Here is a 20,550-nt window from a genome sequence, read left to right on the forward strand (position 1 = left end):
TGGAAAAAGTATTGGACGATATCAGTCAGTGGGGGGCACTATCAAGCCCGACGAAAAAGGCCGGGCGCAAGCCTCGGTACCCATCCAGGGCGTAGCGGAACCGGCTTTGCCGGTCCGCCAACGCCGCCCCCTCGAGGGGGCCCGCGAAGCGGGTACGGGGTGGGCTTCCCTTGGCGGCCCGGCGGCAAAAAAACCCTGACTTACGGAGACGAAAGCATGCTACGCAGCCACGCGCTCGCACGAATCCTTCGCGGCCTCGGCCTGGCCACCGCCCTGGTCGCCGCCGGCGCGCCCGCCCTGGGCCATGCCGAGGACGCCTATCCTTCCAAGCCGATCCGTGTCGTGGTGCCCTATGCGCCCGGCGGCGCGGTCGACATCGTCACCCGCCTGGTCACGCAGAAGATGGGCGAGACGCTCAAGCAGAGCATCGTGGTCGACAACCGCCCCGGCGGCGCGACGAATATCGGCATGGACCTGGTGGCGCGCGCGCCGGCCGACGGCTACACGGTGTTGACCTCGTCGCCGTCGCTGGCCAGCAATGCCTCGCTGTTCGCCAAGCTGCCTTTCGATCCGTCCAAGGACCTGGCGCCGGTCGGCGCCATCGGCTACGCCCCCCTGGTGGTGGTGGTCGCCGCGGACTCGCCGTTCAAGACCTTGAAGGAAATGATCGACTACGCCAAGGCCAATCCGACCAAGCTGACCTTCGGCACGGCCGGCAACGGCAGCTCCGGCCACCTGGCCAGCGAACTGCTGAAGGCGGCCGGCCAGTTCAACGCGCTGCACGTGCCCTACAAGGGCGGGGCGCCGGCCATCACCGATCTGCTGGGCGGCCGCATCTCGTTCATGGCGATCAACCCGCTGGAAGTCATCGCCCATATCAAGTCGGGCAAGATGCGCGCGCTGGCCGTGATGGACGACAAGCCGGCGTCGCTGCTGCCCGACGTTCCCACCGTCAAGTCGCTGGGCCTGGAGAACGCCGAAGCCACCGTGTGGTGGGGCCTGAACGTGCCCAAGGGCACGCCGGCGCCGGTGGTCGAAAAGCTCAATACGGCCTTGAACCAGGCGCTGGCCGATGCCACCGTGAAGAGCCGCCTGGCCGAACTGGGCGCCTCGGCCACGCCGGGCACGGCCGCCGACTTCGGCAAGTTCGTGGAGACGGAAACCGCCAAGTGGTCGCAAGTCATCAAGGCGGCGCACATCCAGGCGGACTGACGCGGGATCGATTCGAATGATGCGCGACCGCCCCGGCGGTCGTCATCGGTGTGGCGGGGCGGCTTCGGCCGCCCCGTGTTTTTAAGCCGGCGTGGTCGATGCGAGTGTGGCCTGGTTGCCGCTGCCGGGTGCGTCGCAGCATCGATTTTCCGGCGCGGACGTCGAAAGCGAGTCGGGGGTCTTATATAATACATAAGACCTATTTCTCTTCTCCGACCGAGCAAGGAAGCCGCCGGCATGAGTACCGCAGCCCATATCCCGGATGCCGAACTGGCGCCGCCCCCCACGTTGAACCAGTTGTTCTGGGGGTTCTTCGTCCTCGGCATGACCGCCTTCGGCGGCGCGCTGCCCCTGGTCAGGCGCATGGTGGTGGAGAAGCACCGATGGCTGTCGAGCGAGGAATTCACGACCATGCTGGGCCTGTGCCAGTTCCTGCCCGGCGGCAACATCATGAACCTGGCGGTGGCGCTGGGCATGCGCTTTCGCGGCGTGATCGGCGCGGTGCTCGCGTTGACGGGCTTCGTGCTGGTGCCGACCATCGTCGTGCTGGCGCTGGGCGTGGTCTATGCCCACTATCAGCACGATCCGCACGTGCGCCACCTGTTCGCCGGCCTGGCCGCCGCCGCCGCGGGACTGGTGCTGTCGATGGCCTTGAAGATCGGCAAGCCCATCCTCAAGAACGCCTGGGGCGCGGTGATCGTGGTGGCCTGTTTCATCGCCATCGCCGTGCTGCGCCTGCCGCTGGTGCCGACCATGCTGGTGCTCACGCCGCTGAGCATCTTCGGCACCTGGAGGCTGCGCAAATGAGCTCGGTGGCGCAGACCCTGCTGGATCTCTTCACGCTGTTCACCCAGTTGGCGCTGATTTCCTTCGGCGGCGGCATGACCATCCTGCCGGAAATGCAGCGCCAGGTGGTGGACGTGCATCACTGGATGACGGCGGAGACCTTCACCTCGCTGTTCGCGCTGGCGCAGGCGGCGCCGGGCCCCAACCTGATGATCGTGCCGCTGGTGGGCTGGCACGTCGCGGGCTGGGCCGGCATGCTCGTCTCCAGCATCGCCAAGTTCGTGCCGCCGGCGCTGGTGACCATCCTGGTCTTGCGGCTGTGGGACAAGTTCAAGGACCGGCCCTGGCGCATCGTGGCGCAGCAGGGCATTTTCCCCATGACGGTGGGGCTGGTGGCGGCCAGCGGCGTGTTGATCACCATGGCCTCGGTAAGCAACGTCCTGCTGCTGGTCATCGCGGCGGCGTCCACGCTGCTGGGATGGCGCACGAAGCTGCATCCGCTGTGGCTGCTGCTGGGCGGCGCGGTGGCCGGCCTGGTCTTCGGCGGGCTGTTCTGATTGATTTTGCGTGACGGCGACGCGTCGCGGGACGTAAAGCGAACGTAAAATAACCAAGCCGCTTTTTATCCCCCGCCAGGCAGTATCCATGTCGCCGCTGAATGCCTCCCAGATCGAAACCCTGCGCCAGCAGGGTTTCGTCATCGCCAAGCAGTTCCTTTCCCCCGAACGCCGCGCGGCCTTGCGCCGATTGTCCGAGACGCAACTGGCGCAGGCACGGGCGCCGCTCGAATACGAGGCCGACCTGCGGTATCCGGGCGCGCCGTCTTCGCGCAACGCCGAGGGCGGCGGCACGGTGCGGCGCCTGCTGGATGCCTATGCGCGCGACCCCGCCTATGCGGCATGGGCCGCCGACCCGGCGATCGCGGCGTCGTTGCAGGCCTATTTCGGCGAGCCCGTCGTCCTGTCGCGCGCGCATCACAACTGCGTCATGACCAAGCATCCGCGCTACGGCAGCCTCACGGGTTGGCATCGCGACATCCGCTATTGGTCCTTCGACAAGGAGGACCTGGTGTCCACCTGGCTGGCGCTGGGCCGCGAGACCAGCCATAACGGCGCGCTGTGGCTGGTGCCCGGTTCCCATGCCATGGACCTGGCGCCGGAGCGCTTCGACGCGGTGCAGTTCCTGCGCGAGGACCTGCCGGAAAACCAGGCCTTGATCGCCCAGGCCGTGTCGCCCGAGCTGGAGCCGGGCGACGTGTTGTTCTTCCACTGCCGCACGCTGCACGCCGCCGGGCGCAACCAGAGCGACGAGGTGAAGCTGTCGGTGGTGCATACCTATCACGGCGCCGGCACGCGGCCGCGCCCCGGCACGCGTTCGGCCGGCAAGCCGGAAGTGCCGCTTGCTGTCAAACAATCGTGAAACCTAAGCCGCGCCTTGCGGTCATACCCGCTGACAAGATTTCGGGATGACACGATGAATTCAGCCTCCATTCAGGCAAGGGGCGGCGACGCGGGCCCGGCGCGGCCCGGCGCGTGGGCCTTGATCAAACCGTACTGGTTTTCCGAGGAGCGCCACCGCGCGCGCGGCATGCTTTTGCTGGTGGTGCTGCTGAACCTCGGCATCGTGTACGTCAACGTCCGCATCAATACGTGGTTCGCCAGCTTCTACGACGCCATCGAGAAGCACAATTTCCCCGCCTTCAAGCACCTGCTGCTGGTGTTCACCGTGCTGGCGTTCCTGTTCATTTTCATGTCCACGGCGCAGATCTACGTGCGGCAGGGGCTGGAGTTCCGCTGGCGGCAATGGCTGACGGACGTCTACCTGGCGCGCTGGCTGCGCGGCGACACCTACTATCGCCTGGAACGCGACCATACCTTCGACAACCCCGACCAGCGTATCGCCGAGGACCTGCGCAGCCTCGCCTCCAACACGCTGGCCCTGTCGCTGGACCTGCTGTCCACGGTGGTCACCTTCTTTTCCTTCGTCACCATCCTCTGGATCCTGTCCGGAACCCTCAGCTTCACCTTGTTCGGCCATGGCGTGGGCATTCCCGGCTACATGGTCTGGGTGGCCATCCTGTATGCCGTCGCCGGCTCGTGGATCATCCAGAAGGTCAGCGGCGGACTGGTCGGCGTCAACTACAGGCAGCAGCGCGTGGAGGCGGATTTTCGCGTGCTGCTGGTGCGGCTGCGCCAGAACGCGGAGCAGATCGCCTTCTACGAAGGCGGCGCCATCGAAGGCGCCCGCGCGCGCGTGGCCTTCGGCGCCATCCGCGCCAACTGGCGCGAAGTCATGCGCTACACCAAGCGCCTGATGCTGGCCAGCTCCATCTACGGCCAGGCGGCGCTGATCTTCCCCATGATGGCGGCCGCGCCGCGCTATTTCGCCGGCGCCTTCACCATCGGGGTGCTCATGCGGCTGAACGACGCCTTCGGCCAGGTCAGCAACGCCTGTTCGTGGTTCATCAACAGTTATTCGACGCTGGCCGACTGGCGCGCCACGGTGAACCGTCTGCGCGAATTCAGTTGGCGTCTGGACGAGCCGGAAGCCAGCGGGCTGCGGCTTGCCGCCGGCGCCGAGGTGCGCGCGTCCGGCCTGCGGGTCAACCGGCCCGACGGCCGCCCGCTCGCCGTGCCGGGGGACTTCGCCATCCAATCGGGAGAGCGCTGGCTGGTGCGCGGGCCGTCCGGCAGCGGCAAGAGCACGCTGCTGCGGACGCTGGCGGGGCTGTGGCCCTATGCCGACGGCGAGGTCACCATGCCCGGGCGCGGCGGGGCGGGGCAGTCGCGGCTGGCGCTGTTCCTGCCGCAGGTCAGCTATGTGCCGGACGGCGAGTTCAAGGATGCGCTGTGCTATCCCGACCACGCCCAGGACCACGACGACGCCGAGTGCGCGCGCGTCTTGCGCGACTGCCGGCTGGAGGACTACGTGGAGCTGCTGCACGCCCGCGATGCCTGGAGCCAGCGCCTGTCGCCCGGCGAGAAGCAGCGCCTGTCGTTCGCGCGCGCCTTGCTGCTCAAGCCGGCGTACCTGTTCCTGGACGAGGCGACGTCCTCGCTCGACGGCGATATGGAAAGCGAGCTGTACCAGGCGCTGGTGCGGCAACTGCCGGAGACCGCCATCGTCAGCGTGGCGCATCGCGATGCGCTGGCGCGCTTCCATACGCATGAACTGCGCGTGGGGCCGCGGGCCGGCGTGGGCGATCCGGCGGGAATGGCGCACGCCGTGGCGTGAAAGGAACGGCAAAGGGCGGCGGGTAGGCGGGGCCGCGCGTGGGGCGGGCAAGGAACGGCGGCGGGGGCTGCCGCTACTTAGCTACGTTATCCAAAACAAGCATGACGTCAGGCAAAAGAAGAATCCCGGGGCAGCGCGGCAACGGTTGCTAAACTCGATTGCCGCGTCACCAACGCCCATGCCCATGAACCTGCCAGGCCCCAAGCGGAAGCGGTTGCCGCTCATTCTCGTCCTTGTCCGCCTGGGTGTTTGCCTGCGTATTTGCCTCTTCGCCTGCTTCACCGCTTGCCTGGGCTTGTCTGTGCATGCGTCCATGGCGCATGCGTCCGCTGACCGCGGTGAGATCGTGACCGTTGCGGCGCGCGGCGGCGAGGCGTCCTTGCTCGCACGCAACGATGCCATGGCCGCGCCGGCGGCGCACGAGGCGGCGGCCGTTCCGGCGCCGAACGCCGCCGTTCCCGTCCCGGTCATGAACGGTCCCGGACCGCTGCGGGACCAGGCCATTCCGGTGGCGGTGTTCTGGCGCGAGATCTTTCCGGCCATGCTGCTGGTGCTGGCCTTCGCGGTGGTGCTGTCGCTGGCCTACGTGCAGTTGCGGCGCGAAGTCGCGCGCCGGCGCGCCGCGGAATTGCGCCTGGAGGCCGCGCGCGACCTGGCCGACAGCGCCTCGCTGGCCAAGGCGTCCTTCTTCGCCACCATGAGCCATGAGATCCGCACGCCGCTCAGCGGCATCATCGGCATGCTGGACCTGCTGCGGCGCGGGGCGATGGACGACGACCAGCGCCAGATGATGGCCGCGGTGGACACCGCCGCCAATGCCTTGCTGCAGATCCTCGACGACGTGCTGGATTTCTCCAAGGCCGAGGCCAACCGCATGAGTCTGGAGTCCGTGCCCGTCGATTTGCGGGCCATGGTCCATAGCGTGGTCATGGTGATCGGCGAGCCGGCGCGGCGCCGCGGCGTGCGCACGATGCTGCGCGTCGATCCCAACGTCGGCAGCGAGGTGCGGGGCGATCCGCTGCGCATCCGGCAGATCCTGTCCAACCTCATGAGCAACGCGGCCAAGTTCACCCACCAGGGGCAGGTGACGCTGGCGGTGTCGGTGGATCGCAGCGGCGCCGGCGAGCAATGGCTGCGGTTCAGCGTCAGCGATACCGGCATCGGCATTCCCCACGCCAAGCTGGCGCAGGTCATGGCGCCTTATCGCCAGGCCGATGGCGCCACCAGCCGGCGCTATGGCGGCACGGGCCTGGGACTGTCGGTGTGCAGCCGGCTGGCCGCGCTGATGGGCGGCGCCATCACCTTGAACAGCATGCCGGGGCGCGGGACCACGGCCACGTTCACCTGCCGCTTCGCGGTGACCGCCGGTCCGCCGGCGCCGGCGGTCGCGTTGGAGCTGGATATCGACAGCATCGCCAACCGCGTGGACAGGCCGCCTCGGCGTCATCAAGTGGTCGCGGCGCGCGCCGGCGCCGGGGCCAGGGCGCATGCCGGGCCTGGGACGTTGGGGCAGGGGACGCTGGGGCAGGGGATGCCGGGCCAGGCGACGCCGCGGCCGGGGCTCGCGTTGGCCGCGCCCGTGAGAGGCGGCGAGCCTGGGGCCGGCGCCGACAATGCCGAGGCCGGCGCGGCGCGATCAACGGGTATGGCGTTGTCGGCTGGCGTTGCGCCATCGGCGGGTGCGAAGTCGTCGACCGGTGCGGCGTCCTTCAACGATGCGGTGTCGTCGGTCAACGCGACCTCATCGGCCGGTGCCGCGTCATCGGCTGACGCGACTGCATCGGCTGGTGTAGCGTCATCGACCGGCACGATGCCATCGGTTGGCGCGGCATCGGCGACCGGCGTGGCGGCGGGCGGCGTGCCTCGCATCCTGGTGGTGGATGACCATGCGATCAATCGCGAAGTGGTGCGGCGCCAGTTGGTGGCATTGGGGTATGCCTGCGACGTGAAGGAGGACGCGCCATCGGCGCTGGCGGCCTTGCGGCACGGCGGCTACGCGCTGCTGCTGACCGATTGCCAGATGCCGCCGATGAACGGCGGCGAATTGGCGCGTGCCTGGCGCGACATCGAGGCATCGCGTGGCGCGAAACAACGCATGCCCATCGTGGCCATGACCGCGACGGCCGAGCGGGCCTTGCCCGCCGCCGCGATCTGCGAGGCGATCGATGCCTGCCTGTACAAGCCGGTAAAACTGGACGCCTTGCGCGAAATGCTGACGGAATGGGTGCCGGCGCCGGTTGGGCTTTCCGGCGCCGCGCCTGCGTCGAACGCATCGAATTCATCGGACGCATCGAATGTATCGAATGTATCGGGCGCGTCAGGCGCGTCGAGCGGGCCAGGTGGGTCGGGCGTAGCGGGTGGATCGAACACAGAGGCGTCGGGCGCATCGAGTGCGCCAGGCTCCTCAGCCACATCAGGCGCCGGCGGGGCGGCGTCGGCCGCCGGGGCCGCGCCGTTGCAGGGGCTGGATCTCGATGGCTTGCGGGCGCAGTTCGGCGATGCCTTGGCGGCGCGGCGATTCGCGCTGCAGTCCTTGCAACTGTTGCGCGACGACCTGGCGCAGGCGCGCGGTCCCTTGTGCGCGCAGTTCTATGGCCAGGTGGCGCGCTGGCTGCACCGCAGCGTGGGGGCGCTGAGCATGCTGGGGCATTGGCCCGTGGTCGCCGATTGCACCCAGTTGGAGAAAGCTATGGAGCAGGCCATCGCCGAACCGGACAAGGCCGCGGACCGCGCCGAATTGCTGTCTCGCCTGGCGGCGGTGCTGCGCGACTTCGAGGACACCTTGCGGGAAATCGAACGGGAATTGCATACCCGGACGCCGGCCTGAGCGCCTCAGGGACTAGCACCCGCCGCAGCGGCTTCCACCTGGTTTACAACCAGCTCGTATCGCCCCAGGGACTGAGCAGGCCCGTCACCGAGGCGACCGATCCGTCGGGCAGGCGCACGGCGGAGCCGTTCAGCTCCACCTCGTGGTATTGCCGGTCGGCGCACAGCAGCCGCGCGCGCAGGCGGCGCGCGGCGTCCGGCTTGCCGGTGCTCTCCACCCACGCCAACAGCCGCGCCCGGTCGTCCTCGTGGACGTAGGACAGCCATTGTTCGACCGTCGTATCCGGTTGGCAGGCCGGCCCGTAGGGCGAGGGGAAGTCCCCCAGCCAGATCACCCGCCGGGTATCCGGAAAGAACTCCCAGGCCAGGTGATGGCTGGTGCGCAGGGCCGACTGGAGCTGCTGCTTCCAGGCCACGGCTTCGCGCGTCGCGCGTTCCCGGTCGGCGCTGAGCGCGCCGAGCAGCAGGCTGAGCAGGGCGGCCGCGCCCAGGAACCCCTGTATCGCCACCAGGGGCACGCCGCCCGCTCCGCCATAGGGCCCCAACCCGCTCAGGGTGTACGAGCCGGTGACGATGGCCAGCCCGGTGACCACCAGCGTGCAGCCCGCCTGGCCCCACGCCACCGCGACGAAGGCGAGGAACACGAGCGGCGCGTAGGTGAGGTCCGCGGCGGGCCGGCCCTGCCACAGCCAGTCCGACCATTGCTTGTTGAAGACCAGCGTGGTGCCGGCGAGCAGGGCGAAGGCGGCGGCCAGCCCCAGCCAGAGGTAGCGCAGGTCCTGCTCGGCGAAAGCCTGCGCGCGCCAGTTCGACCAGGCGACCACCAGCGGCGTGGCGATCAGGCAGCCGACGAAGGCGGCCTGCGTCCAGATATACCAATGCTGCGTGTCGATGCCGTGATCGACGGCGTGCAGCCCCTGGGCCACCAGCCAGCCCCCCGCCACCGAGGCGGCGGCCAGCGGCACGATGAACCACAGCACGCTGCCGACGCGCGCGAGGCTGCGCCGGTCCACCGTGCCCCAGCGCCAGACCGCGGCGACGGCGCCGCAGAGCGCCAGGTCGCCGGCGGCGAAGACGAGGGCCGCGGGCAGGCCGCGCTGGGCGACCAGGACGCCGCTGGCGACGTGCAGGGTGGCCGCCAACGCCATCCAGCCCGGCCAGCGGCGCGGGCAGCTCAGCATCAGCGCCGCCAGCAACAGGCCGGCGGGCGGCCACAGCAGGGTGGACATCGTCACCGCGTCGCGGTCGCGCATGCAGAGCACGGCCAGCAGCCCGTAGGCGAGCACGAAAGCGAAGCGGAGAAGGAAAGCGTTGCGCGCCACGTTGGTGGATGTTGGCGTCACGTGGGCGAAGATCGTGAGAGAAAAAAGCAAGATACCGAAGCGTTGCGCGCATGGCAAGCATCGGCGGCGCGACGATGCAGGATTCCAAAACATCCTATGAAAGGGTGTTTATAGGCGGGGATGTTTGTTTATGGAACTTACAATGGCCGACCGGTACAGCGGCGCATTTCGCGGCGCCATGGCCGGTCCCGGGTTCCCATTCCACCGCCGGCGCCGCGCGGCGATATCCAAGGACGACATGCTGCATCCGACCCGATTCCTTTCCCCGGCCAGGCCGCCGTGCGCGGCCCGGGGGCGCATCGCGCGCGCGCTGGCGGCGCCCCTGGCGGCCGCGGTCCTGGCCGGCATGGCGGGCGGCCTGCCGGCGGCGCCGGCGCGGGCCGCGTCGCTGCCCGCCGTCGAGGCGCGCCACGGCATGGTGGTCAGCTCGCAGGCGCTGGCGGCGCGCGTCGGGGTGGACATCCTCGAGCAGGGCGGCAACGCCATCGACGCCGCGGTGGCGGTGGGCTATGCGGAAGCCGTGGTCAATCCCTGCTGCGGCAATATCGGCGGCGGCGGGTTCATGACGCTGCACCTGGCGGACGGGCGCGATCGCTTCATCGATTTCCGCGAAACCGCGCCGGCGGCGGCGCGGCCGGATATGTACCAGGACGCCGGGGGACGGCTGGTTCCCGGCGCCAGCCTGTACGGTTATCGCGCCGTGGCGGTGCCGGGCACGGTCCTGGGGCTGGACACGGCGCAGCGGCGCTACGGCCGGCTGACGCGCCTGCAGGTGATGGCGCCGGCCATCGCGCTGGCGCGCGACGGTTTCGTGCTCACGCGCGCCGATACCGACATTCTCGACGTCGGCGTGCGGCATTTTCGCCAGGACGCGGAAGCGGCGCGCATTTTCCTGCGTGCCGACGGCAGCCCCTTGCAGCCCGGCGACCGGCTGGTGCAGACGGACCTGGCCCGCACGCTGCAGGCGATTGCCGAGCAGGGGCCCGACGCCTTCTACCAGGGCCGCATTCCGGCGGCGGTCGAGGCCGCGTCGCGCGCCGGGGGCGGCGTGATCGCGGCGGCGGACTTCGCCGCCTATCGCGCGGCGGGCGTGGGCGATACGCCGCCGCTGCGCTGCGCCTATCGCGGCTACGTCTTCGTCTCGGCGCCGCCGCCGAGTTCCGGCGGCACGACGCTGTGCCAGATCCTCAACGTCCTTTCCGGCTATGACCTGCGGGCCATGGGCTACGGGTCGGCCCAATCGGTCCACGTCATGGCGGAGGCGATGCGCCATGCCTATCTGGACCGCAACATGCTGCTGGGCGATCCCGCCTTCGTCGACAACCCCCTGGCGCATCTGCTCAGCGCTTCGTACGCGGCGCGGATACGCGAGCGCATCGAGCCGGACCGTGCGACGCCGTCCGCCGCGCTGGCGCCGGGCGTGGCGCCGCACGAAAAGCCCGAGACCACGCATTATTCCGTCATCGACAAGGACGGCAACGCGGTGTCCACCACCTATACGATCAACGGCCGCTTCGGCGCCACGGTGATCGCGCCGGGCACGGGTTTCTTCCTCAACGACGAGATGGACGACTTCACCACCAAGGCCGGCGCCCGCAATCTGTTCGGCCTGGTGCAGGGCGAGCGCAACGCCATCGCGCCGGGCAAGCGGCCGCTGTCGTCGATGGCGCCCACGCTGGTGACCTGGCGCGGCAAGCCGTACATGGTGCTGGGCTCGCCGGGTGGATCGCGCATCATTACCATCATCCTGGAGACGGCGCTCAACATCATCGACTACGGCATGACGCCGCAGGAAGCGGTGGACGCGCCGCGCGTGCATCACCAATGGCTGCCCGATGAGATCTACTACGAGAAGTACGGCCTGTCGCCGGACACGCTGGCCGTGCTGCGCGGCATGGGCTACCGCATGGTCGAGCAAAGCCCGTGGGGCGCCGCCGCGCTGATCCTGGTGGGCCTGCCGGGCCTGAGCCACGCGCCGGCGTCGAGTTCGGGCAACGACGCGGGCGTCTCGGGGGCCGTGCGCGAAGGCTATCTGTACGGGGCCAACGACGCGCGGCGACCGGCGGGCGCGGCGATCGGTTATTGAAATACAGAATTTGAAGTACGGGATTTGAAATACAGGATTTGAACCAGAGTACGGCCACATGGAAAACATTCAGGAATTGACGCGTCGCATCGACGAATTGGAAATCAAGGCATCGTTCGCCGACGACATGCTGGAGCAGCTCAACCAGGTCATCCTGCGCCAGCAGCGCGAGATCGACGGCCTGGCCCGCCAACTGGCGGACATGCGGCAGCAGGTGGACCAGGCCGGCAGCGGCACGACGCTGGCCAGCCTGCGCGACGAGATCCCGCCCCATTATTGAAGATGGGCTCGACGTGTCGATGCTGTCGATGACGTTGATGGCGTTGATGGCGCCCGCGAGCGAAGCCCGGTGTTTTCGTTCAAGACGCCCTTGAACGAGCCCGCCGCCGCGCCCGCTCCGCCGCCATCGGCATGCGCCCACGCGCCGGCGCCTTTTGCGTGTACGATCCCCTGCACGGCGGCGCTGCCGCACAGCGCGATACAACAACGGGTGGGCAGAGCGTGGATCTCGAATTGAAAGGAAAGGTGGCCGTCGTCACGGGCGGCAGCAGGGGCATCGGCCACGCGGTGGCGCGGGCCTATCTGGCGGAAGGCGTCAGCGTCGCCATCGTCGCGCGCGGCCAGGCGGGCCTCGACGAGGCCCAGGCCCAATTGGCGCCGCATGCGCAACGCGGCGCGCGGGTCATCGCCATCGCAGCGGACCTGACCGACGCCGCGCAGGCCGAACGCGCGGTCGCGCAGGCCGAGGCCGATCTCGGCCCCATCGATATCCTGGTCAACAGCGCCGGCGCCGCGCGCCGCTACGACCCCGATACGCTGGACGCGGAAAAGTGGCAGGCCGCGATGAACGCCAAGTTCTTCCCCTACGTCTACACGCAGGACGCCGTGCTCAAACGCATGCGCGGGCGCCAGCGCGGCAGCGTGGTCAACATCATCGGCAACGGCGGCAAGCAGCCTTCGGTGACCCACGTGGCGGGCGGCTCGGCCAACGCGGCGCTGATGCTGTCCACCATCGGCCTGGCGCAGCATTATGCGAAGCTCGGCATCCGCATCAACGCGATCAATCCCGGGCCCACTTATACGGGCCGCGTGGACCAGGCGCTGGAGGTGGAATCCAAGCGCCTGGGCATCAGCAAGGAACAGGCCTTGTCCGATGCCCAGGCGCGCATTCCCATGGGCCGCTACGGCAAGCCGGAGGAAGTCGCGGACGTCACGCTGTTCCTGAGCAGCGCGCGCGCCAGCTACGTCGTCGGCGCGGTCGTGCCCATGAACGGCGGCGTGACGCCGACGATGTGAACGCGGCGGGGCGGGGCGGCGGCCCCGCCCCCGTCCATCACCCCGCGATGTCGATGCACAGGTACTTCAGCTCGACGTACTCCTCCAGCCCGTGGCGCGAACCTTCCCGGCCCAGGCCGGATTGCTTGACGCCGCCGAAGGGACCGACCTCGTTGGAGATGAGGCCGGTGTTGATGCCGACGATGCCGTATTCCAGGCCCTCGGATACGCGCCAGACGCGGGCGTTGTCGCGGGTGAAGAAATAGGCGGCCAGGCCGAAGATGGTGTCGTTGGCCATGGCCAGGGCTTCTTCCTCGGTGCGGAAGCGGAACAGCGGCGCCACCGGGCCGAAGGTCTCTTCCTGCGCGAACCGCATGGACTGCGTGACGTCGCGCACCACCGTGGGCTGGAAGAAGGTGCCGCCCAGCGCATGCGGCTGGCCGCCGGTGAGGATGCGCGCGCCGTGCTTGGCGGCGTCGTCGATATGTTCGCGCACCTTGGCCACGGCGTTCTCGTCGATCAGCGGCCCCTGGGTGACGCCGCTCTCGAAACCGTCGCCGACCTTCATCGCCTCGACCTTCTTCACCAGGCGCGCGGCCACTTCGTCGTAGACGCCGTCCTGCACGTAGATGCGGTTGGCGCAGACGCAGGTCTGCCCGGCGTTGCGGAACTTCGACGCGATGATGCCGTCGACGGCCTTGTCCAGGTCGGCGTCGTCGAACACCAGGAAAGGCGCGTTGCCGCCCAGTTCCAGCGACAGCTTCTTGATGGTGGGCGCGCACTGCGCCATCAGCTTGCGGCCGACCTCGGTCGAGCCGGTGAAGCTGAGCTTGCGCACCACGTCGCTTTCGCACAGGGCCGCGCCGATGTCGCTGGAACTGCCGGTGATGACGTGGATGACGCCGGCCGGCACGCCGGCTTCCTCGGCCAGCACGGCCAGGGCCAGCGCCGTCAGCGGGGTCTGCTGGGCGGGCTTGACGATCATGGTGCAGCCGGCCGCCAGCGCGGGGCCCAGCTTGCGGGTGATCATGGCGGCGGGGAAATTCCAGGGCGTGATGGCGGCGCACACGCCGATCGGCTGCTTCAGCACCATCATGCGCTGGCCGCCCTTGGGGCTTTGCAGCACTTCGCCGTCCATGCGCTTGGCCTCTTCGCCGAACCACTCCAGGAACGAGGCGGCATAGGCGATCTCGCCGGCGGCTTCGGTGACCGGCTTGCCCTGTTCCGAGGTCATGATGGCGGCCAGGTCCTGCTGGTGCTGCATCATCAACTGGGCCCATTTCAGCAGGATGGCCGCGCGTTCCTTGGCCGGCCTGGCGGACCAGGCGGGCAGGGCGGCCTGGGCGCGGGCGATGGCGCGTTCCGTGTCGGCGCGGCCCAGCTTGGGCACGGAGACGATGGTCGCGCCGGTGGCGGGATTGGTGACGGGGATGCTGGGGCCGCTGCCCGCGCCCTGCCACTTGCCGTCGATGTAGCAGGCGTCGCGCAAGAGGTCGGGGCGTTGCAGTTTCTGGGTCAAGGATGTGGTCACGGTGCTCTCCTGTCGTTATGCACCGGACTATCGTAAGCGGGATTGGGCGCGCGGCCCAAGTCCCGCGTCAGGGCGCGGCGGGCGCGCCGCCGTTGTCGGCCACCGCCGGCGCGCTTTCCCAGTCGCCGCCCAGCGCCTTGACGAGGAAGACCGAGACCAGCATGCGCTGGCCGTCGAGCTGGGCCGCCTGCCGCTCGGTGTTCAGCACCGCCTGCTGCGCCGTGATGACGTCCAGGTAGGTGGTGGCGCCGCCGGAATAGCGCGCGGTGGCCATGTCCAGCACCTTGCGGCTGTCGGCCACGGCGGTGCGCGCCTGGGCGCTGGCGCGCTCCAGCGCCGCCAGCCCGCTGATGCCGTCCTGCACTTCCTGCATGGCGACCAGCACCACGCGGCGGTAGTTCGCGGCGGTGGCCTGGTAGCCGGCGCGCGCGAAATCGACGTTGGCGCCGATGCGGCCGCCGTCGAACAGGGTCTGCGCCATCGACACGCCCAGGTTCCACAACGTGCTGGGGCCGTCGAACAGGGCGCCCAGCAGGCGGCTGTCCACGCCGTAGCCGCCATTGATCATGAAGCTGGGGTAGAAGGCGGCGCGCGCCACGCCGATCTGCGCGTTGGCCGCCGCCATGGCGCGCTCGGCGGAGGCGACGTCGGGGCGGCGCTCCAGCACGTCGGAGGGCACGCCCAGCGGTATCGCGGGCGGCGTCATGTCGGTGACGGCGGGGGCCAGCTCGAATTGCGGCGCGGGCGTGCCGGTCAGGCTGGCGATGGCATGCTCGAACTGCGCGCGCTGGCGCGCCAGGACGTCGATCTGCGTCAGGGTGTTGTCGAGCAGGGCCTGCTGCTGCGCGACTTCCAGGCCGGAGGCCGCGCCGCCGTCGTAGCGCGCGGTGATCAGCTCCAGCGCGCGCCGTTGCAGGGCGACCGAGCGGCGCACCACGTCCATCTCGTTGTCCAGCGCGCGCAGGTTGACGTAGTTGGACGCGAGTTCGGCGGTCAGCACCAGGCGGGCGTTGCGCAGGTCGGCGGCCGACTGCTCCGCGTTGGCGCGGGCGGCGGCGACGGAATTGCGTACGCGGCCGAACAGGTCGACTTCATAGCTGGCGTTGAACGACAGGGTGTAGTCGTTCTGCACCGTTTCGTAGAGCGGCGAGTCGTAGCTGGTGAGCGGGCGGTTGCCGGAGATCTTCAGGCGCTGCACGCGGGCGTTGGTGCCTATGGTGGGGAACAGGCCCGCCGTCGCGGCGGTGGCCTGGGCCCGCGCCTGCGCCAGCCGCGCGCCGGCGACCTCCAGGCTGGGGTTGGCCGCCAGCAGCTTATCCTGCAGGGCGTCCAGGGTCGGGTCGCGGTAGCGCAGCCACCATGCCCCCTTGGGCATGTCGTCGCGCGGCGTGGCGGTGCGCCAGGGCGCTTCCAGCTTCCAGCTCACCGGCATGTCGGGCGCCGGCTGGTGGTACTCGGGCGCGAGGCTGCAGGCCGACAGGAGGAGGGCGCAGGCCAGGGGCAGGGCCTGCCTGGCCCGGCGCGATGCCGTCGTCGGAACTCGGGTCATTTGTCCAGGCCCTGGGCGGGAGCGGACGCGGCCACGCTCACCTGGTCGCCGTTGGCCAGCGAGTCGGCGGGGTTCAGCACCACGCGGTCGGTCGTCGTCACGCCCTCGGGCACTTCCACCGTCTGGCCGTAGTTGCGGCCCACCGTGACCTTGCGCAGGCTGACCTTGCCGGCGTCGTCGACCACGGCCACCAGCGCGCCTTCGCGGCGGAACATCAGCGCGTTGGCCGGCAGCACCAGCGCGTCGCTCGGCGGCAATTGCAGGTCCACCTGCACGTACGCGCCCGGCAGCAGCACCTTGTCCGGATTCGGCAGGGAGATCTCCACCTGCATCGTGCGGGTGGCGAGATCGATGGAGGCGGCCGTGCGCGCGATCACGCCCTTGAAATCCTGCCCGGGCAGCTCGGACTGCGTCACCACCACATGCTGGCCCGGCTTGACGCGCTGGGCGTAGCTCTGCGGCACGTTCAGGTACACGCGCAGCGGATCGGTCTGCGACAGCACGAACAGCGGCCGGCCGCTGCCCGCGTCGATCAGGTCGCCGACGTCGACGTTGCGCCGCGTGATCACGCCGGCGAAGGGCGCCACGATGCGCTTGAAGCCTTCCAGTTGGCGCAGGCGCTGTTCATTGGCCTGGGCCGCCGCGTAGTTGGCGCGCGCCTGCGCGGCCGCGCCGCGCCTCTCGTCCAGGTCCTGCTGCGAGACCACGTCCTTCTGGCGCAGCGCTTCCCAGCGCGACTGCGTGCTGCGCGCCAGGTCCATGGCGGCGGCCGCCTGTTCGCGCGCGGCCACGGCCTGCGACAGTTGCTGGTCGATTTCCGGGGTCTCGATTTCGGCCAGGAGTTCGCCCTTCTCGACGCGGCTGCCGATGTCCTTGGTCCATCGCTTCAGGTAGCCGCTGGCGCGCGCCGACAGGGGCGATTGCACGTAGCCCTGCAGGGTGCCCGGCAGGGACAGCGTCTGGCCCTTGTCCGGCGCGGTCGGCATGGCGGTCTGCACGTACTGGATGGCGCGCTGGGCGGTGCCCTCGCGCAGCTCGCTGGCGTTATGCACGCGCGCGATGATGGTGCGCGCCGCGCCCACCGCCAGCAGCACCAGCACCACCAGCGTCAGCCAGCGCAGGCGGCGCGCGATGCGGTCGCGCGAGGGCAGGTCGGCTCCGCCGGCTTCGCCGGCCAGGGAATGGATACCGAGCGCGTGATGTCTTTCTTCCGACATGAATCAGCTCTCCTGCCGCGCGGGGCCGGACGTGGTGGCGGGACCACCGGGGGTTGCGTCAGTGCGGGGCGGGCCGCGGCGCGCCGCGCGGGCGGCGGCGCGATTCGCCAGTCTGGTGTGGACGCCGGCGTAGACCACCGGCACGAAGAACAGGGTGGAGACGGTGGCGAACAGCAGGCCGCCGATGACGGCGCGGCCCAGGGGCGCGTTCTGCTCGGCGCCTTCGCCCAGGCCCAGGGCCATGGGAATCATGCCGATGATCATGGCGAGCGCCGTCATCAGCACCGGCCGGATGCGGGTGGCGCCGGCTTCCAGTGCGGAGGCCAGGATGGTGGCGCCTTCCTCGCGCCGCTGGCGCGCGAAGGCGACCATCAGGATGGAGTTGGCGGTGGCCACGCCCATGGTCATGATGGCGCCCGTCAGCGCCGGCACGCTCAGCGTGGTGCCGGTGATGAACAGCATCCAGGCGATGCCGGCCAGGGCCGCGGGCAGGGCGCTGACGATGATCAGCGCGTCGATCCAGGACTGGAAGTTCACCACCACCAGCAGGTAGACCAGCACGATGGCCATGGCCAGCCCGACGCCCAGGCCCAGGAAGGACGATTGCATGGTCTGCACCTGGCCGCGGATCGCCAGCCGGCTGCCGCGCGGCAGCTTGGGCCGCAGCGCGTCGACCTCGCGCTCCACCTGCCCGGCGACGCTGGCCAGGTCGGTGCCCTGCACGCTGATGTAGACGTCGATGGCGGGCAGGATGTTGTAGCGCGACATGACGGCCGGCTGCCGCGACTGCGTCGCCTCGACCAGGTTGCCCAGCAACTGCGTGCTGCCGCCCGGCGTGCCGGCGCCCGCGCCGGTGGCGCCCACCGGCAGGTTGAGCAGGCGGTCCAGCGAATCGATGTTGTATTGCGGCGTCTGGGTGGTGACGTTGTAGACGACGCCGTTCTGCGGATTGAGCCAGAAGGCGGGCGAGGTCTGCGAACTGCCGGACAGGGCGATCAGCACGTTCTGGCCCACGTTGGCCGGGCTCAGGCCGACCTGCTGCAGGCGCGAGCGGTCCATCTCCAGATTGACGGTGGGCAGGTCCAGGCGCTGGTGCACGTGGGCGTCGACGGCGCCGGGGATCTTGCGCACGGCCTTGACCAGTTCGGACGCCAGTTCCGCGTTGGCGGTGTAGTTCTGCCCGGTGAACTGCACGTTGATGGCGGCGGGCAGGCCGAAATTCAGGATCTGGGTGACGATGTCGGCCGGCTGGAAGAAGAACTCCACCCCCGGAAACCGGCGCGGCAGGTCCATGCGCAGCAGCGAGACGAATTTCTCGGTCGGGTCGTGGCCTTCGCGCAGGGAAATCAGGATTTCCCCATCCAGCGTGCTGAACGTGCCGGCATTGCTATACGAAAGGTTGATCCCGCTATTCGGGACGCCCAGGTTGTCGAGTATGGTCTCCAGTTGGTCCGCCGGGATCAGCGTGCGGATATGGCGTTCGACCTCGTCGGCCAGGCGCGCGGTCTCCTCGATGCGCGTGCCGGTGGGCGCGCGCATGTGCAGGCGCAACTGGCCGGCGTCCACGTTGGGGAAGAAATCGCGGCCCAGGAAGGGATAGAGCGCGCAGGAAAGCAGGCTGAAGCCGAGGAAGGCGAGGGCGAAGGCCTTGCGCCGCGACAACTGCGCCGACAGGGCCAGGGTATAGGCGCGGCGCAGCAGCTCGAAACGGCGGTCGAAGGCGCGGTACAGGCGTTGCAGCAGGCTGTTGCTGCCCGCGGCGTCGCGATGGCCGGCCATGAGCAGCATCACCAGCGTCGGCACCAGGGTGCGCGACAAGATATAGGACGCGATCATGGCGTAGACCACCGCCTCGGCCAGCGGCACGAACAGGAAGCGCGCCACGCCGGACAGGAAGAACATCGGCACGAACACGATGCAGATGCACAGCGTGGAGACCAGCGCCGCGGTGCCGATTTCGTTGGCGCCGGTGAGGATGGCCTCCTTCAGTTCGGTGCCCAGGTGCAGGTGGCGCTCGATGTTCTCGATGGTGACGATGGCCTGGTCGACCAGGATGCCGACGGACAGCGCCAGGCCGCCCAGCGTCATCAGGTTCAGCGTCTCCCCGGTCATCTGCAGGACCAGGATGGACGCCAGGATGGACAAGGGAATGGTCAGGCCGATGATCAACGTGCTGCGCCAGTTGCCCAGGAACAGCAGCACCATGGCGGCGGTCAGCGCGGCGGCGATCAGCGCCTCGATGACCACGCCCTTGACGGCCGCCTTCACGAACACCGACTGGTCGAACAGCGGCGTCACCTTGACGTCGACGGGCAGCAACTGGACCGCCCGCGGCAGCATCTCGCGCAGGTTGTTGACGATGTCCACCGTGGAGGCGCCGCCGTTCTTCAGCACCGACAGCAGCACGCCTCGCACGCCGTCCTGCCGCACCACGTTGGTCTGCGGCGTGAAACCGTCGCGCACGTAGGCGACGTCGTGCAGGTAGGTGGTGCCGCCGCCGGGGATGGAGCGGATCGGCAGGTTGTTCATCCCCGCCAGGGTGACCGGCGAGCTGTTCATCTTGACCGAGTATTCGGTCTCGCCGAACTTCGCCGTGCCCGAGGGCAGGATGAGGTTCTGCGCGTTGATGGCGTTCACCACGTCGGACGACGACAGGCCGCGCGCCTGCAAGGCCTGCAGGTCCAGGTCCACCGAAATCACGCGCGTCTTGCCGCCGTAGGCGGCCGGCACCGCGACGCCGGGGATGGTGACCAGTTGCGGGCGCAACTGGTTCATGGCGACGTCGTACAGCGTCTGTTCGGGCAGGGTGGGGCTGGACAGGCCCAACTGGATCACCGGGATGCTGGAGGCCGAATACTTGATCACCAGCGGCGGCGTGATGCCGGGCGGCAACTGGCGCACCTGGGTCTGCTCGGCCGCCACGACCTGGGCGATGGCGGTCTGGATGTTGGCGGTGGGCTGGAAGAAAACCTTGATGACGCTGATCCCGGCCAGCGACGTCGATTCTATATGTTCGATATCGCTGACCGTGGTGGTCAGGCTGCGCTCGTTGGACGCGGCGATGCGCAGTCCCATTTCCTGCGCGGGCAGGCCGGTGTAGGTCCAGATGACGCTGATCACCGGAATATTGATTTCCGGGAAGATGTCGGTCGCCATGCGCAGCAGCGCGAACGGCGTTGCCAGGATGATCAGCAAGGCCATGACGATGAAGGTGTACGGGCGGCGCAATGCCAGTTGGACGGCTGACACGGCTTACATCTTCCAGGGCGGGGGGAACGGCAGCTTCATGGTTACGGGCCCGGGCGGGGCGGTTCAGCGGATGATCGGGATATTGCGGACGTATGCCCGGGATGCCGTCGGGGGCCCTCCCGCCGCATGGCTCGAAGGGGATGCCCACCGCGGGGCCTGCGATATACGAAAAGTAACAACTATTCTTAGGGATCTTCCCGGGAAGCGCAAGAAGGGCAAACGCTATATCGGTATACCGTTGC

At 69.1% G+C, this 20,550-nt stretch carries 14 protein-coding genes; 9 read left to right on the forward strand and 5 right to left on the reverse strand.

What is annotated here, in order from left to right:
- Positions 1 to 216: 216 nt before the first annotated feature.
- From CAL29_RS13425 to CAL29_RS13450, 6 genes are all read left to right on the forward strand, one after another.
- Positions 217 to 1,212 (forward strand): Bug family tripartite tricarboxylate transporter substrate binding protein, encoded by a 996-nt coding sequence (locus CAL29_RS13425; protein ID WP_094853494.1) that lies wholly within the window; start codon positions 217 to 219, stop codon positions 1,210 to 1,212.
- Positions 1,213 to 1,449: 237 nt separating this feature from the next.
- Positions 1,450 to 2,019 carry a chromate transporter gene (locus CAL29_RS13430; protein ID WP_094853495.1) on the forward strand — a complete coding sequence of 190 codons (570 nt, stop codon included), beginning with the start codon at positions 1,450 to 1,452 and terminating at the stop codon, positions 2,017 to 2,019.
- A 5-nt stretch (positions 2,020 to 2,024) separates the two neighbouring features.
- Complete coding sequence (locus CAL29_RS13435) at positions 2,025 to 2,555, forward strand: chromate transporter (RefSeq protein WP_094854076.1); 531 nt, start codon at positions 2,025 to 2,027, stop codon at positions 2,553 to 2,555.
- A gap of 88 nt (positions 2,556 to 2,643) precedes the next feature.
- The gene (locus CAL29_RS13440; RefSeq protein WP_094853496.1) at positions 2,644 to 3,417 is read left to right on the forward strand and encodes a phytanoyl-CoA dioxygenase family protein; all 774 of its coding nucleotides are present in this window, start codon (positions 2,644 to 2,646) and stop codon (positions 3,415 to 3,417) included.
- A gap of 54 nt (positions 3,418 to 3,471) precedes the next feature.
- Positions 3,472 to 5,232 (forward strand): ABC transporter ATP-binding protein/permease, encoded by a 1,761-nt coding sequence (locus CAL29_RS13445; RefSeq protein ID WP_094853497.1) that lies wholly within the window; start codon positions 3,472 to 3,474, stop codon positions 5,230 to 5,232.
- Positions 5,233 to 5,578: 346 nt separating this feature from the next.
- A complete protein-coding gene (locus CAL29_RS13450) occupies positions 5,579 to 8,059 on the forward strand; it encodes a hybrid sensor histidine kinase/response regulator (protein WP_143277660.1) in 2,481 nt (826 codons plus the stop codon).
- A gap of 43 nt (positions 8,060 to 8,102) precedes the next feature.
- Here CAL29_RS13450 and CAL29_RS13455 read toward each other — a convergent pair whose 3' ends face one another.
- Positions 8,103 to 9,431, reverse strand: coding sequence for an MASE1 domain-containing protein (locus CAL29_RS13455; protein ID WP_179284012.1), 1,329 nt, complete (start codon positions 9,429 to 9,431; stop codon positions 8,103 to 8,105).
- Positions 9,432 to 9,747: 316 nt separating this feature from the next.
- Between CAL29_RS13455 and ggt the strand changes: the two genes are divergently transcribed.
- The 3 genes from ggt to CAL29_RS13470 all read left to right on the forward strand — a co-directional run bounded on the left by ggt (position 9,748) and on the right by CAL29_RS13470 (position 12,783).
- Positions 9,748 to 11,487, forward strand: a complete 1,740-nt coding sequence (ggt, locus tag CAL29_RS13460) for a gamma-glutamyltransferase (RefSeq protein ID WP_094854077.1) — start codon at positions 9,748 to 9,750, stop codon at positions 11,485 to 11,487.
- Positions 11,488 to 11,545: 58 nt separating this feature from the next.
- Positions 11,546 to 11,767 carry a SlyX family protein gene (locus tag CAL29_RS13465; RefSeq protein WP_094853500.1) on the forward strand — a complete coding sequence of 74 codons (222 nt, stop codon included), beginning with the start codon at positions 11,546 to 11,548 and terminating at the stop codon, positions 11,765 to 11,767.
- Positions 11,768 to 11,988: 221 nt separating this feature from the next.
- Positions 11,989 to 12,783 (forward strand): SDR family NAD(P)-dependent oxidoreductase, encoded by a 795-nt coding sequence (locus tag CAL29_RS13470; RefSeq protein ID WP_094853501.1) that lies wholly within the window; start codon positions 11,989 to 11,991, stop codon positions 12,781 to 12,783.
- Between the two features lie 37 nt (positions 12,784 to 12,820).
- Here CAL29_RS13470 and CAL29_RS13475 read toward each other — a convergent pair whose 3' ends face one another.
- From CAL29_RS13475 to CAL29_RS13490, 4 genes are all read right to left on the reverse strand, one after another.
- Positions 12,821 to 14,281 (reverse strand): NAD-dependent succinate-semialdehyde dehydrogenase, encoded by a 1,461-nt coding sequence (locus CAL29_RS13475; RefSeq protein ID WP_179284072.1) that lies wholly within the window; start codon positions 14,279 to 14,281, stop codon positions 12,821 to 12,823.
- Between the two features lie 79 nt (positions 14,282 to 14,360).
- Positions 14,361 to 15,842, reverse strand: a complete 1,482-nt coding sequence (locus CAL29_RS13480) for an efflux transporter outer membrane subunit (RefSeq protein ID WP_094853503.1) — start codon at positions 15,840 to 15,842, stop codon at positions 14,361 to 14,363.
- A complete protein-coding gene (locus tag CAL29_RS13485; RefSeq protein WP_094853504.1) occupies positions 15,839 to 17,059 on the reverse strand; it encodes an efflux RND transporter periplasmic adaptor subunit in 1,221 nt (406 codons plus the stop codon). Before CAL29_RS13485 ends, CAL29_RS13480 begins: the two co-directional genes overlap by 4 nt.
- A gap of 3 nt (positions 17,060 to 17,062) precedes the next feature.
- Positions 17,063 to 20,308 carry an efflux RND transporter permease subunit gene (locus tag CAL29_RS13490; RefSeq protein ID WP_094853505.1) on the reverse strand — a complete coding sequence of 1,082 codons (3,246 nt, stop codon included), beginning with the start codon at positions 20,306 to 20,308 and terminating at the stop codon, positions 17,063 to 17,065.
- Positions 20,309 to 20,550: the final 242 nt, after the last annotated feature.

The sequence above is a fragment of the Bordetella genomosp. 10 genome, from assembly GCF_002261225.1.
Taxonomy (GTDB): domain Bacteria; phylum Pseudomonadota; class Gammaproteobacteria; order Burkholderiales; family Burkholderiaceae_B; genus Bordetella_C.